The organism is Achromobacter arsenitoxydans SY8 (assembly GCF_000236785.1).
GTDB classification, from domain to species: Bacteria; Pseudomonadota; Gammaproteobacteria; order Burkholderiales; family Burkholderiaceae_B; genus Achromobacter; species Achromobacter arsenitoxydans.
Window position 1 is genome coordinate 121,405 of sequence record NZ_AGUF01000073.1, and the last position, 12,938, is coordinate 134,342.

The following is a 12,938-nucleotide window of genomic DNA, read 5'->3' on the forward strand; positions in this document are numbered from 1 at the left end:
TTTCCAAGATGTCTTTCGAGCAAACAAGATGATCCAGATTCTGGTCGACACGCTGCTGCGCTGCTCGGACCTGGCGTTGATCGCGCTGGGCCTGAGCATGGTGTACGGGCTGGTCAAGTTTCCCAATATCGCCCACGTGCAGTACGCCATGGTGGGCGCGTACCTCACTTATGCGCTGAGCGCGGCCGGACTGCCTATGGCGCTGGCGCTGATTGCCGCCTGCGCGCTGACGGGCGCCATGGCGCTGGCGTTCCATCTGCTGGTGTTCCGCCGCCTGCTGCGCGCGGGGCCGGCCATCACCATGATCGGCTCGCTGGCGCTGTCCATGCTGCTGATCGCCTTCTGCCAGGGCATCGCCGGGTCCTTCCCGCTGATGTTCAAGCTGCCGCTGGCCACCCCTTTCCGGCTGGGCGACGCCAGCATCACCGTGACGCAGATCGCGGCGGTGAGCACCACGGCGATCCTGCTGACCGGCTTTGCGCTGCTGCTTTTCTACACGCGCGCCGGCCGCGCCATGCGGGCCCTGGCGTGCAATCCCGCGCTGGCCGACGCCAGCGGCCTGAACGCCTCGCGCATCACCTGCCAGGTGGCGTTCTGCAGCGGCGCGCTGGCAGGCCTGGGCGGCGGACTGCTGGCCCTGTCCACGGGCGCGCACATCAACCTGGGCACCGACCTGCTGCTGCCGGTGTTCGCCGCGGCCATCCTGGGCGGCTTGGGCAATCCGCTGGGCGCGGTAGCCGGCGCGTTTCTCATCGCGCTTACCGAAACCCTGGTGACCAACCTGAACTTCGGCTGGCTCTACGCCAAGCCGGTAGCGTTCCTGCCGGTGGCCTACATCAGCGCCGCGTCCTTCCTGATCCTGCTTCTGGCCCTGCTGTTCAAGCCGTACGGCCTGTTCGACCGCGAGGTGCGCCGTGTTTGATTTCCTGATCTCGTCGCTGACCTTCGGCGCCATCTTCGCCCTGATGGCGCTGGGCTTGAACCTGCAGGCGGGCCTGGCGGGCCTCCTGAACTTCGGCCATATCGCGTTCGCCGGCATCGGCGCCTACGGCACCGGCATCGCGGTGCATGCCGGCTGGCACCCGGCGCTAGGCGCGGCGGCGGGCGTCGCCGTCGCCATGGCGCTGGGCTGGGGCATCGCCCGGCTGGGCCGGCAGCTTGCCGCCGACTACTGGGGCATCGCCACGCTGGCCATCGCGGAAATCATTCGCACCATCGCCACCAACGAACTCTGGCTGACCAATGGCGCACAGGGCATCAGCGGCATCCCCGCGCTGTTCGACGGCATGCCAGGCAAGAGCGGCGCGCTGGCGTTCCTGGCGCTGGTGCTGGCGCTGGCCGCGGCGGCCGCCGTGCTGCTGCGCCGGCTGGCCTATGGCCGCTTCGGCCGGGCGCTGCGGGTCATGCGCGAAGAGCCCAAGCTGGCCGCCTGCATGGGCTACGACCTGATGTCGCTGAAATCGCGCGCCGTGATGGCGGGCGCCGCAGTGACGGCGGTGGCGGGATCCCTGTACGCGCACTACATGAGCTTTGTCGGCCCCGACTACCTGCTGGCGTCCGAGACGTTCCTGCTCTGGACCATGCTGATGATCGGCGGAATCGGCAACTTCTCCGGCGTGGTGCTGGGTGTGGTGCTGGTGCAGACCGCCTACACGCTGGTGCCGTTCGCCAAGGACGCCTTCGGCTTCGGCTCGGACATTGCGGGCGCGCTGCGCCTGGGACTGATCGGGTTCATCCTGCTGGGATGCCTGTTGTGGCGCAGCGAAGGGCTGCTGCCGGAAAAGATGAGGAAGATGCCATGACGGCCCCCTATGCATTGCAGGTCGATTCCGTGGCCAAAGCCTTTGGCGGCAATCGCGTCCTGGAAAAGGTGGGATTCAACATCCGGCCGGGCGAGATCGTGGGGCTCCTGGGGCCCAACGGTTCCGGCAAGAGCACCCTGCTCAACACCATCACCGGATTCGAGGCCATCGACGCCGGCAGCGTCACGTTCGAGGGCCGGCGCATCGACGCGCTGAGCGCGCACCGCATCGTGCAGGCGGGCATTGCGCGCACCTTCCAGCTGCCGTCGATGCCTGCCAAGATGTCCGTCGCCGAAGTGGCGATGGCGGCGTCGATCGAACACCACGGCATCTGGGAGAATCTGTTCGGCCTGCGCGCCGCGCGCGAGGCCGAGGCCCGGGCGCGCGAACAGGCCAACGCGCTGCTGTACCAGTTGCTGCTGGCGCCCGTGCGCGACCAGCCGGCCGCGGCGATCTCGGGCGGCCAGAAAAAGCTGCTGGGGATCGTCTGCGCGCTGATGGCGCATCCCCGCATGCTGATGCTGGACGAGCCCACCGCCGGCGTGCACCCGAATCTGCGCAGCGACATCGTGGGCGCCCTGCAGCGCCTGAACGAGGCCGGCATGACCATCGTGATCGTCGAGCACGACATGCACTTCATCCGCGAAGTCTGCCACCGCTGCATCGTGCTGGACCGCGGGCATATCGTGGCCGACTGCCGGCCCGACGAACTGGCGTCCAACGAGCGCGTGCTGGAGGCCTACCTGGGCGGTTCCGCCGCCAGGCCCGCTGCCGCCGGCGCAACCGCCGGCCCCGTGCTGCGCATGGGAGTCGCGTGATGAGGGAAAAGATGATCGAAGTGGAAAACGTCGTGGCAGGATATACGCGCGACGTAGACATCCTGCGCGGCCTTTCGCTGTATGCGGGCAAGGCCGAGATCGTGACGCTGCTCGGGCCGAACGGCTGCGGCAAGTCGACGCTGCTCAAGACCATCGCCGGCTACCTCAAGCCGCGCGAAGGCCGCGTGATGCTGGGCGACAAGGATATTTCGCGCTTTCCCGTGCACGAGAAGATCCTGCGCCACGGCCTGGGCTTCGTGCCGCAGACCGAGAACGTCTTCACCGCGCTGTCGGTGCGCGAAAACCTGCAGGTCGGCGGCAATGCCCTGGACAAGTCCGCCTGCGAGGCGCGCATCCGCACCCTGTGCGAGCACTATCCCGTGCTGGGGCGCAAGCTGCAGGCCCCGGCCGCGTCGCTGTCCGGCGGCGAACGCCAGATCCTGGCGCTGGCGCGCGCGCTGATGCCCTCGCCCGGCCTGCTGCTGCTGGACGAACCGTCCGCAGGCCTGTCGCCCAAGACGCTGGGCGAAGTGTTCGAGGCGATCCAGCGCATCCGCGCCAAGGAAAACGTGACCATCCTGATGGTGGAGCAGAACGCCATGGAGGCGCTACGGATCTCGGACCGCGCCTACGTGCTGTCCATGGGCACGGTCGCCATCACGGGCGAAGCGCAGTCGCTGATGAACGACGAACAGGTGCGTGAACTGTACCTGGGCGGCCGGGCAGCGTAGCGCAGCCCTGCGCCGCCATGAAGGCCCGCGCCCGCGCGGGCCTTCAGCCTTCCTGGCGCATGCGGTGCATCGCGACCAGATTCTTCTTGGTCTCGATGATGTGTTCTTCCACCAGGCGCGCCGCCAGCGCGCCGTCCTGCTTCCTACAGGCTTCCAGGATGCGGTAATGGTCCGCCTGCGGACCATCCTTGCCCGTCGCCATCGACATCATCTCGTGCGTGTAGCGATCGGTGTTCAAGCCGTATTCCTCGATCAGCCTGCGCAGCCGCGTGTTGTTCGCGGGCGCGCACAGCGCCAGGTGAAAGCGCCGGTTCAGTTCGGCCCAGCGCGGTACGGAATCCGCTTCGTCGTATTCGCGCAGGATGGATTCCAGCATGTCCAGGTCGGCGCGGCCCATGTTGGGCACGGCCGCGCGCACTGCATAGCCTTCCAGCGCGATGCGGATGTCCAGCAGTTCGCAGATCTGGTCCACATCCATGCGGATGACGACGGCGCCGCGGTTCAGGTGATACGCCACCAGGCCTTCGGTTTCGAGCTGGCGCAGGGCCTCTCGCACCGGTATGCGGCTGGCCTGGAAGCGGGTCGCCAGCGCATCCTGCTTGAGCGGCGTGCCGGCGGGCAGCGCCCCCGTCAGGATTTCGTAGCGCAGCTGGTCCCGGATTCTGTGCGGCAGGGCCTGGGCTTTGCTGGACGAGCCCTTCGTTTTGGTGATGCTCATGACTATCGGGTATCTCTGGCGAAGGACGGCGGCCTGCGGCAAACGTCGACGGAGCGGTTGCGATGGGCTCCCATCGTAGCCGAACGAAGCGCTCCCGGGGAACCGCAAGCGGCGGGTCCGCGCCTCGCCTGGCGCCGCGCGCGGAGCGTCTGCGGCGGCTGCTCTGTGCCGCTTTTTTTTGTAACTACGCCGCAGCGCGGCCCGACAGGGCGCAGCCCGTTCTCCTATGAAAACTGGCGCTGTGCCATGCATTCCGTCCAAACTGATCCGCTTTTTTCAGTTTTCTCTGAATCTGTACTGCAATCGCTGGCGGCCCTAACTTCATGGTGCAGTGCAAACACCCTGTCAGCGCGCATCGCTCCCTTGGCGATCCGCTCCGCGCTGGCCATGAAAGTCAGGAATACCGCCATGGATAGCGACGCGCTATTGCTAGCCCGAATACAGTTCGGCTTCACCATCTCTTTTCACATCGTCTTCCCCGCCATCACCATCGGGCTTGCCAGCTACCTGGCCGTGCTGGAGGGCTTCTGGCTGAAAACCGGCAAGACGGTGTACCGGGACCTGTATCACTTCTGGACCAAGATCTTCGCCGTCAACTTCGGCATGGGCGTCGTGTCGGGCCTGGTGATGGCCTACCAGTTCGGCACCAATTGGAGCTTCTTCTCGGACTTCGCCGGAAGCGTGACGGGCCCGCTGCTGGCCTATGAGGTGCTGACGGCGTTTTTCCTGGAAGCCGGCTTCCTCGGCGTGATGCTGTTCGGCTGGTCGCGCGTGGGTCCCGGCCTGCATTTCTTTTCGACGGTGATGGTGGCCCTGGGCACGCTGGTGTCGGCCACCTGGATCCTGGCGTCCAACAGCTGGATGCAGACGCCCGCCGGCTACGAGATCCTGGACGGGCGCGTGGTTCCCACAGACTGGCTGGCCGTGATCTTCAACCCGTCCTTCCCCTATCGCCTGGCGCACATGGGCATCGCCGCCTTCCTGGCCACCGCGCTGATGGTGGGCGCTTCAGGCGCCTGGCACCTGCTGCGCGGGGACCGCAGCCCCGCCGTGAAGAAGATGTTCGCGATGGCGATGGGCATGCTGCTGCTGGCCGCGCCGCTGCAGGCCGTGGTGGGCGACTTCCACGGGCTGAACACGCTCAGGCACCAGCCCGCCAAGATCGCGGCCATTGAAGGCCATTGGGAAAACGAGCCGGGCGCGGGCGTGCCGCTTACGCTGTTCGGCATCCCTGACATGGAGCGCGAGGAAACGCGCTACGCGCTGAACATCCCGCGGCTGGGCAGCCTGATCCTCACGCATAGCTGGGACGGCCAGTTTCCGGGCCTGAAGTCCTATCCGCCCGAAGACCGTCCGAACGCCACCGTGGTGTTCTGGTCGTTCCGCGTCATGGTGGGACTGGGACTGCTGATGATCGCGCTGGCGGCCTGGGCGCAGTGGGCGCGCTGGCGCCGCCGCCTGTACGAGTCGCGCTGGCTGCTCCGCTGCGCGCTGTGGATGGGGCCGTCAGGCATCGTGGCCCTGCTGGCCGGCTGGTACGTCACGGAGATCGGGCGCCAGCCGTGGATCGTGTACGGCGTCATGCGCACGGCGGACGCCGCCACGCCGCACGGACTGGGCGAACTGACGCTGACGCTGGCGCTATTCGTGGCGGTATACCTGCTGGTCTTCGGCGCGGGCGTGTCCTACATGCTGCGCCTGATCCGGATGGGCCCCAGCCCCGCGCCCGGCCACGCGCCGCTGTCCGGCGGCCCGGGCGAACCGCGCCAGCCCTCGCGGCCGCTGTCGGCGGCCTCCACCCTGCCGGGCGTCGCGCCCGCGCACCGCAAGCATTCGGGAGTCTGAAGCCATGGGCGTAGACCTTGCACTGATCTGGGCCGTCGTCATCCTGTTCGGCGTGATGATGTACGTGATCATGGATGGCTTCGATCTGGGCATCGGCATCCTGTTTCCGCTGATCGCCGACCGCGGCGAGCGCGACACCATGGTCAATACCGTGGCGCCCGTCTGGGACGGCAACGAGACCTGGCTGGTGCTGGGCGGCGCCGGCCTGCTCGCGGCGTTTCCGCTGGCGTACTCGGTGATCCTGAGCGCGCTGCACCTGCCGCTGGTCTTCATGCTGCTGGGGCTGATCTTCCGCGGCGTGGCGTTCGAGTTCCGATTCAAGGCCGACGAGCGCCACCGTCCCCTGTGGGACGTCGCCTTCGTCTTCGGCTCGGTGTGCGCCACGTTCTTCCAGGGCGTCGTCCTGGGCGCCTACATCGAAGGCATTCCGGTCGTGAACCGCGCCTACGCCGGCGGCCCCTGGGACTGGATCAGCCCGTTCTCCACATTCACCGGGCTGGGCCTGGTCGTGGCCTACGCGCTGCTGGGCTGCACCTGGCTCATCATGAAGACCGAAGGCCGGCTGCATCGGCACATGTGCGCCCTGGCCCGGCCGCTGACGCTGGCGCTGCTGGCCATCATCGCCGCCCTCAGCGCCTGGACGCCGCTGGCGCAGCCCATCATCGCGCAGCGCTGGTTCAGCCTGCCCAATATGTTCTGGTTTCTTCCGGTGCCGCTGCTGGTGGCCGCGGCGGGCTACGAACTGATCCGCCGCGTCAAGGGCATGCCGGCCGCCGGCCCCTTCGTGCTGTCGCTGGCGCTGGTCTTCCTGGGCTATAGCGGGCTGGGCATCAGCATCTGGCCCGCGATCATCCCGCCGGGCGTCTCCATCTGGGCTGCCGCGGCGCCGCCGCAAAGCCTGGGCTTCGCGCTGGTGGGCGCGCTGGCGATCATTCCGATTATTCTCATGTACACCGCGTGGTCGTACTACGTTTTCCGGGGCAAGGTGCGCACCGGCGAGGAGTTCCACTGATGAACCAGCCTTCCCCTGCCCAGCCCTCCTGGCGCAGCCGGCTGCTCTGGCTGGCGATGATCTGGGCGTGCAGCGTCGCGGCGCTGGGCGCGGCCGCCGGCCTATTGCGCCTGGTCATGCGATCCATCGGTATGTCGACCTGAACCGCGTCACGCACACGGATGCCCCATGAAGCGCTACGAACGCCTGACCGAAGAAATCACCGCCTCGATCCTGTCCGGCCTGCTGCAGGTGGGCGACCGCCTGCCCTCGGTGCGGCAGACCAGCGCCAGCCGCGGCGTCAGCCCGTCCACGGTATTCAAGGCCTATTACCTGCTGGAAGCGCGCGGCCTGATCCGCGCGCGCGACCGCTCCGGCTACTACGTACAACGCGCCCCGCGCGCCGCGCTGCCCGAACTGGACGGCCCGTCCAGCGCCAGCGCGGGACGGCATCCGGTGGATGTCAGCGACAACGTGCTGCGCGTGCTCAACGCCACCCTGCGCCGCGACATGCTGCCCTTCGGCTCGGCGTTTCCCAGTCCGTCCCTGCTGCCCTACGGCCGGCTGGCCCGCTACATGGCCGCCACGGTGCAGAAGCTGGATCCGTGGGGCTCCATCGACGACCTGAGCCCGGGCGACGCTGCGCTGCGCCGCGCCATCGCGCTGCGCTACCTGGCCGACGGCATGACCGTGCCGGTCGACGACATCATCGTCACCAACGGCGCGCTGGACGCCCTGAACCTCAGCCTGGCAGCGGTCACCCGGCCCGGCGACGCCGTGATCGTGGAGTCCCCGACGTTCTACGCCGCGTTGCAATCGCTGGAGCGCAACGGCCTGCATGCGATCGAAGTGGCCACGCACCCGCGCGTGGGCATCGACCTGCAAGCGCTGGAGGACGCCATCCAGCGCCACCGCCCCCGGGCCTGCTGGCTGATGACCACCTTCCAGAATCCGCTGGGCAGCCTGATGCCGGACGAAAAAAAAGAGGCGCTGGTCAAACTGCTGACCCGCCACGACGTCGCGCTGATCGAAGACGACGTGTACGGCGAACTCTATTTCGGCGAAACCCGGCCGCGGCCGGCCAAGGCCTTCGACACCGAGGGCATCGTGATGCACTGCTCGTCGTTCTCCAAAACGCTGGCGCCGGGCTACCGCGTGGGCTGGGTGGCCGGCGGCCGCCACACGCGCCAGATCATGCGCAACAAGCTGACCACCAGCCTGGCCACCGCGGCGCCGACACAGGCCGCCATCGCGGCCTACCTGGAGAAAGGCGGCTACGACCGCCACCTGCGGCAATTCCGCCAGGCGCTGGCCTTGCAACAGGGGGAATTGCTGCAGGCCGTCGCACGCTACTTTCCCAAAGGCACGCGCGCCACGCGCCCGGCCGGCGGCTACTTCGTGTGGGTGGAGCTGCCCGCGCACATCGACACGCTGAAAATCCACCGCGCCGCACTCGACCACGGCATCAGCATCGCGCCGGGCCCGCTGTTCACCGCGTCCGGCGGCTTCGGCAATTTCCTGCGGCTGAACCATGGACATCCATGGAACGACGGCATGGAGCAAGGGATGGCGACGCTGGGGAAACTGCTGGCGAGCGGATAGCGGCGACGCGTATCGTCAGCGCGTCGCGGCAGCGGCGCGCGCCGCCTCGACCTCGCCGCGCAGCGACGCCGCGTCGTTCCGCAAGGGCAGCACCAGCCTGCCCTGCCGGTCGATGGCTCCCCACTCCCCGCCCACGACAAAGCTGTGTTCGCCGTCGGGCGTGCGCTCGGTGCGGCAACCCTTGCACACCACGGCCAGCCCGCCGCTGAACCGGTCCGCCCAGTCGTAGGGCGTGGCCAGCACGCGCTTGAGTTGCGTGTCGTAGTAGGCCATGCCGCCCTGCCAGCGGCCGCGCGTCAGCCCCTCTTCGAAGTCGTCGGCGCCGTTGTCGTACGTGACCACGGCGACGGCGCGGCCGTCCGGCCGCACCCAGTGCCAGGATCCGTTGGCCGTCGCCGGGGACAGGCCGTCGCGCGAGAAGTCCATGCGGTCCAGCACCGCTGGCCGGAATGCAACGCTGTCTTGCGTCGCGCGGGCGCAGTGTTCGACGTGTTCGAGGGATCCGCCCTGAAGCTTATCCGCATAAAAGCACGGCAGGTCATAGTCGGCGGCGTTGCCCGAGGCCAGGGCAAGCGAGGTGAGCAAGGCGGCGATCAGCATGCGGGGCATCCTAGCACGGCGTCCGCGCGCGGCTGAGCCCCTACACCCACCAAAGAAAACGGCCCCGAAGGGCCGTTATCCACATCAGTTGGCGGTGGCGCCGGAGTCCTTGACGGCCTTGGCCCAGCTTGCGATCTCCGCCTGGATGAATGTTCCGAATTCGGCAGTGTTCACGCCGGACGCGCGCGCGCCTTCTTCCAGCAGGCGCTGCTTCACTTCCGGCGCGGCCAGCGCGCCGCTCAGGGCCTGGTTGAGCTTGGCGACCACGGCGTCCGGCGTGCCCGCGGGCGCGACGATGCCGTGCCAGGACACCGCCTGGAAGCCGGGCAATCCCGATTCCGCCATTGTCGGCACATCGGGCATGGCGGACGAGCGTTCGGGCGACGTGACGGCCAGCGCGCGCAGCGTGCCCGCCTTCACGTGCGGCAGCACGCCGGGGATGGTGGTGAACATGAAGTCGATCTGTCCGCCGATCAGGTCCGTGATGGCGGGGCTGCCGCCCTTGTAGGGGACGTGCGTGAATTCCAGCTTGGCCGCGCTCTTGAACATCTCGCCAGCCAGATGGCCCGGCGTGCCGGCGCCCGCCGACCCCATGTTCGTCTTGTCGCCCTGCGAACGGATGTAGGCGATCAGCTCCTCGACATTCCTGGCCTTCACGTTCGGGCCCACCACAAGCACATTGGGCACGGTGGCCAGCAGCGTGACGGGCGTGAAGTCCTTCACCGCGTCGTAGCTGATCTTGGAGTACAGCGACGGGTTGATGCCGTGCGTGCTGGCCGTGGCCAGCAGCAGCGTGTAGCCATCCGGCGCGGAAGAGGCCACCTGCTTGGCCGCAATGGTGCCGTTGGCGCCGCCCTTGTTGTCGATCACGATGGTCTGGCCGAGCGTCTTGGCGGCTTCGGCGGCGACCGTGCGCGCCAGGATGTCGGACGTGCCGCCGGCGGAATGGGGCACGGCCAGCGTGATCGGCTTTGCGGGGAAGGATTGCGCATGCGCCGCCGGCAGCACCGGCGTCATACAGGCGGCCAGCGCAACTCGCGCCAGCAGTCTAGAGCGGAACATTGAAGTCTCCAGGGTTGTTGTCGATTGCGGCGCCTTGCATGGGCGCCGTCATATCGCGATAAGGCCGGTCCGTTCAGTCCGAACCGAGCTGCAATTTGTTGGGCTGGCGCTTTTCGATGGACCACTTGAGCAGAGCGGCCGACCGGTAGATGCCGTGTGCGAACTTGCCGTAGGGCAAGGTCAGGAACAGCGCCATCACCACGCCCAGGTGGATCGCCAGCAGCAGCGCCATCGCGCCGCCGTCGCGGCCCGCCAGCAGCGCCAGGCCCGTGGCGCTGGTCAGGAACAGCAGCACGATGAAGCCGCGGTCCATCGGCTTCTGCGCCGCGTCGCCCTGCTGCGGGTGGCGCTTGAAGTTCAGCCACAGCAGCCCCGCCGGCCCGATCAACAAGCCGATGCCGCCCGCCGTGCCCAGCAGCACGGGCGCGCTCAGGATCGGGTACGGCGCCTGCTGGCCGAGCAGGTAGTGGTACAGCGTGGCGACGCAGGTCGCCGCGAAGCACAGCATGAAACCGTAGAAGGTGAAGTGATGGAAACGCCGGCGCCACAGCGTGAAGGCGTCGTCGGCGTTGTTGCAGCCCTTGCCGTGGCCGCCGTCCAGGTAGCGCAGGCGCAGCGCGTCGTGCGCGGCCTCGGCCACCGCCGCGCCGGACGCCGCCCCCGGGCTGACGTTGCGCCAGAAGCGTACGACGCCCACACCCAGCGCCAGCATGGAAAAGCCGAACACCACGCCGAACATCAGCGCCAGCGTGTTGTGCGGGAACACGGCGTAGAAGTTGCCCGCCATGGGCTCGTGGAACAGGCCCCCGGCCATCACGACCGCCAGGACCAGGAACAGCGCCAGGCCGGCCGCCGTGGCCAGCGACAGGGCCAGTCCGTTGCGCTTGTACAGCGTGCCCAGCGCGGCCGGCCAGGCATAGTCGGTATAGGTCTGCACCCGGACCTTGGCCATGGCCTGCGGCACGTTGACCGCAAACTCGTGCGGCGGCGCGTACTGGCAGGCGTGCAGACAGGCCCCGCAGTTGTGGCACAGGTTGGCCAGGTAGTTCAGGTCGGCCTTGCCGAATTCCAGGCGGCGGGTCATGGCGGGGAACACCGCGCAGAACCCTTCGCAGTAGCGGCAGGCGTTGCAGATCTGCATGACGCGCGCCACTTCGGTCTCGTCGTCGGTCAGCGTTTCCGTCAGCGGCTTGGCGCCCCGGGCGTGAAAATGCACCGGCTGTTCGGTGGGCGCCGGTCCGGATCCGGACGGGCCGCTGGAGAAAGACTGCGCCTCGCGGGCCAGGGCTTCAAGCTGCTTCACGTTGTGCTCCCGCATGTTTCTGGCTGTGCGCCGCGGCCGCGGCGCGCGTGCCGGCGATGCGGCCAAAGGCCGTGCCGATGGACATGCCCACCCCCGCCGTATAGCCCTTGCCCAGCACGTTGCCGGCCATCATTTCGCCCGCGACGAACAGGTTGTCGCTGGGCTGGTCGTTGAACCGGACCGCGGCGGTGTCGTCCACCTTCAGGCCCAGATAGGTAAAGGTGATGCCTGGCCGCAGGGCATAGCCATAGAACGGCGCGGTGTCGATCGGGCGCGCCCAGTGCGTCTTGGCGGGCGTCAGGCCCTCGGTATGGCAGTCGTCCAGCGCGGTGTGGTCGAACTTGCCCACCCGGCAGGCCGCGTTGTAGTCGCGAATCGTCTTCTCAAATGTGGCCGGGTCCAGCCCCAGCTTTTCGGCCAGTTCCGGCAGGGTATCGGCCTTCACGCCCGGAAAGACCGGCGGCATGAAGCGGCCGATCGCCTTGGCGTCGATGATGGAGTAGGCGATCTGTCCTGGCTGCATCGCGGTCAGACGGCCCCAGATGGCGTAGCGCTTGGGCCAGAAGTCCTCGCCCTCGTCGTAGAAACGCGTCGCCTCGCGGTTGACGACCACGCCCAGCGACACGCAGTCGATGCGCGTGCAGATGCCACCGTCGTACAGCGGCGCGCGGGCGTCGATGGCCACGCAATGCGATTGGGACGGGTCGCCGATGCCGTCAGCGCCAGCGTCCAGCATGAACTTCAGCAGCACGCCCATGTTGAAGCGCGTGCCGCGGATCAGGAAATTGTCGGCCGGCCATTCGCCGCGCTCGTTCTGGCCCCAGGCCTCGCGCAGCCATTCGCGGTTGGACTCGAAGCCGCCGGCGGCCAGCACACAGGCGCGGGCCTGGATGCGCTCATCGCCGATGCATGCGGCCACGAAGCGGCCGCTATCCAGTTCCAGCGAATCGACCGGCGCGTTGTAGCGGATCTGCACGCCCAGCGCCTCGGCGCTGCGGTAATAGGCATTGACCAGCGCCTTGCCGCCGCCCATGAAGAAGGCATTGGTGCGCGCTACGTGCAGCGCCCCCGACAGCGGCGGCTGGAAGTTCACGCCATGGCGGCGCATCCAGTCGCGACAGGTGGAGGATTCGCGGATGACCAGCCGCGCCAGGTGTTCGTTGGTCAGCCCGCCCGTCACCTTGAGCAGGTCCTGCCAGTATTCTTCTTCCGGATATGCGTCGACCAGCACGTCCTGCGGCGCATCGTGCATGCAGCGCAGATTGCGCGTGTGCTGCGAATTCCCGCCCCGCCATTCTTTCGGCGCCGCTTCCAGCAGCAGCACGCTGGCGCCGGCCTCGCGCGCCATCAGGGCCGCGCACAGCGCCGCGTTGCCCCCGCCAATCACCAAGACGTCAACCATGCCATCTTCCCCAATTCAAGGGGCAGACTTTACGCAGCGGCGCGCCGCCGCGATATCAGGCAGG

13 protein-coding genes are annotated in these 12,938 nt (G+C 67.9%); 8 read left to right on the forward strand and 5 right to left on the reverse strand.

Going from position 1 to position 12,938, the window contains the following annotated elements:
- Window positions 1–28: 28 nt before the first annotated feature.
- From KYC_RS22465 to KYC_RS22480, 4 genes are read left to right on the forward strand one after another with little or no spacing between them, the layout of a single operon-like run.
- Window positions 29–922 (forward strand): branched-chain amino acid ABC transporter permease, encoded by an 894-nt coding sequence (locus KYC_RS22465; protein WP_008166769.1) that lies wholly within the window; start codon window positions 29–31, stop codon window positions 920–922.
- The gene (locus KYC_RS22470) at window positions 915–1,802 is read left to right on the forward strand and encodes a branched-chain amino acid ABC transporter permease (protein ID WP_008166770.1); all 888 of its coding nucleotides are present in this window, start codon (window positions 915–917) and stop codon (window positions 1,800–1,802) included. Before KYC_RS22465 ends, KYC_RS22470 begins: the two co-directional genes overlap by 8 nt.
- The gene (locus KYC_RS22475; RefSeq protein WP_008166772.1) at window positions 1,799–2,620 is read left to right on the forward strand and encodes an ABC transporter ATP-binding protein; all 822 of its coding nucleotides are present in this window, start codon (window positions 1,799–1,801) and stop codon (window positions 2,618–2,620) included. Before KYC_RS22470 ends, KYC_RS22475 begins: the two co-directional genes overlap by 4 nt.
- 11 nt (window positions 2,621–2,631) lie before the next feature.
- Window positions 2,632–3,351 carry an ABC transporter ATP-binding protein gene (locus KYC_RS22480; protein WP_008166774.1) on the forward strand — a complete coding sequence of 240 codons (720 nt, stop codon included), beginning with the start codon at window positions 2,632–2,634 and terminating at the stop codon, window positions 3,349–3,351.
- Between the two features lie 43 nt (window positions 3,352–3,394).
- On the opposite strand, the gene KYC_RS22485 is transcribed toward KYC_RS22480, so the two are convergent.
- Window positions 3,395–4,069, reverse strand: a complete 675-nt coding sequence (locus tag KYC_RS22485) for a GntR family transcriptional regulator (RefSeq protein ID WP_008166775.1) — start codon at window positions 4,067–4,069, stop codon at window positions 3,395–3,397.
- A 408-nt stretch (window positions 4,070–4,477) separates the two neighbouring features.
- Here KYC_RS22485 and KYC_RS22490 point away from each other — a divergent pair, with 408 nt between their 5' ends.
- The 4 genes from KYC_RS22490 to KYC_RS22500 are packed head-to-tail and all read left to right on the forward strand — an operon-like array spanning window position 4,478 to window position 8,507.
- Window positions 4,478–5,914 (forward strand): cytochrome ubiquinol oxidase subunit I, encoded by a 1,437-nt coding sequence (locus tag KYC_RS22490; protein WP_008166777.1) that lies wholly within the window; start codon window positions 4,478–4,480, stop codon window positions 5,912–5,914.
- Window positions 5,915–5,918: 4 nt separating this feature from the next.
- Window positions 5,919–6,926 carry a cytochrome d ubiquinol oxidase subunit II gene (gene cydB / locus KYC_RS22495; protein WP_008166778.1) on the forward strand — a complete coding sequence of 336 codons (1,008 nt, stop codon included), beginning with the start codon at window positions 5,919–5,921 and terminating at the stop codon, window positions 6,924–6,926.
- Window positions 6,926–7,069 (forward strand): DUF2474 family protein, encoded by a 144-nt coding sequence (locus KYC_RS29065; RefSeq protein WP_008166779.1) that lies wholly within the window; start codon window positions 6,926–6,928, stop codon window positions 7,067–7,069. The genes cydB and KYC_RS29065 overlap by 1 nt, the downstream gene beginning before the upstream one ends.
- Window positions 7,070–7,094: 25 nt before the next feature.
- Complete coding sequence (locus KYC_RS22500; RefSeq protein WP_008166780.1) at window positions 7,095–8,507, forward strand: aminotransferase-like domain-containing protein; 1,413 nt, start codon at window positions 7,095–7,097, stop codon at window positions 8,505–8,507.
- Window positions 8,508–8,522: 15 nt separating this feature from the next.
- On the opposite strand, the gene KYC_RS22505 is transcribed toward KYC_RS22500, so the two are convergent.
- The 4 genes from KYC_RS22505 to tcuA all read right to left on the reverse strand — a co-directional run bounded on the left by KYC_RS22505 (window position 8,523) and on the right by tcuA (window position 12,874).
- Window positions 8,523–9,107, reverse strand: a complete 585-nt coding sequence (locus KYC_RS22505; RefSeq protein WP_008166781.1) for a WG repeat-containing protein — start codon at window positions 9,105–9,107, stop codon at window positions 8,523–8,525.
- Window positions 9,108–9,191: 84 nt separating this feature from the next.
- Window positions 9,192–10,169: a Bug family tripartite tricarboxylate transporter substrate binding protein gene (locus KYC_RS22510; RefSeq protein ID WP_008166783.1), complete on the reverse strand. Its 978-nt coding sequence runs from the start codon at window positions 10,167–10,169 to the stop codon at window positions 9,192–9,194.
- Between the two features lie 73 nt (window positions 10,170–10,242).
- On the reverse strand, window positions 10,243–11,472 hold the full coding sequence (tcuB, locus tag KYC_RS22515; RefSeq protein WP_043519101.1) for a tricarballylate utilization 4Fe-4S protein TcuB: 1,230 nt from the start codon (window positions 11,470–11,472) through the stop codon (window positions 10,243–10,245).
- Entirely contained in the window at window positions 11,459–12,874 is a 1,416-nt protein-coding gene (gene tcuA, locus KYC_RS22520; RefSeq protein ID WP_008166786.1) for an FAD-dependent tricarballylate dehydrogenase TcuA, read from the reverse strand. Before tcuA ends, tcuB begins: the two co-directional genes overlap by 14 nt.
- Window positions 12,875–12,938: the final 64 nt, after the last annotated feature.

Bases quoted from the DNA above. Each gene is read 5' to 3' on its own strand.
- KYC_RS22465 (WP_008166769.1), top strand. From the start codon at position 29: ATGATCCAGATTCTGGTCGACACGCTGCTGCGCTGCTCGGACCTGGCG.
- KYC_RS22475 (WP_008166772.1), top strand. From the start codon at position 1,799: ATGACGGCCCCCTATGCATTGCAGGTCGATTCCGTGGCCAAAGCCTTT.
- KYC_RS22480 (WP_008166774.1), top strand. From the start codon at position 2,632: ATGATCGAAGTGGAAAACGTCGTGGCAGGATATACGCGCGACGTAGAC.
- KYC_RS22485 (WP_008166775.1), bottom strand. From the start codon at position 4,069: ATGAGCATCACCAAAACGAAGGGCTCGTCCAGCAAAGCCCAGGCCCTG.
- KYC_RS22490 (WP_008166777.1), top strand. From the start codon at position 4,478: ATGGATAGCGACGCGCTATTGCTAGCCCGAATACAGTTCGGCTTCACC.
- cydB (WP_008166778.1), top strand. From the start codon at position 5,919: ATGGGCGTAGACCTTGCACTGATCTGGGCCGTCGTCATCCTGTTCGGC.
- KYC_RS29065 (WP_008166779.1), top strand. From the start codon at position 6,926: ATGAACCAGCCTTCCCCTGCCCAGCCCTCCTGGCGCAGCCGGCTGCTC.
- KYC_RS22500 (WP_008166780.1), top strand. From the start codon at position 7,095: ATGAAGCGCTACGAACGCCTGACCGAAGAAATCACCGCCTCGATCCTG.
- KYC_RS22505 (WP_008166781.1), bottom strand. From the start codon at position 9,107: ATGCTGATCGCCGCCTTGCTCACCTCGCTTGCCCTGGCCTCGGGCAAC.
- KYC_RS22510 (WP_008166783.1), bottom strand. From the start codon at position 10,169: ATGTTCCGCTCTAGACTGCTGGCGCGAGTTGCGCTGGCCGCCTGTATG.
- tcuA (WP_008166786.1), bottom strand. From the start codon at position 12,874: ATGGTTGACGTCTTGGTGATTGGCGGGGGCAACGCGGCGCTGTGCGCG.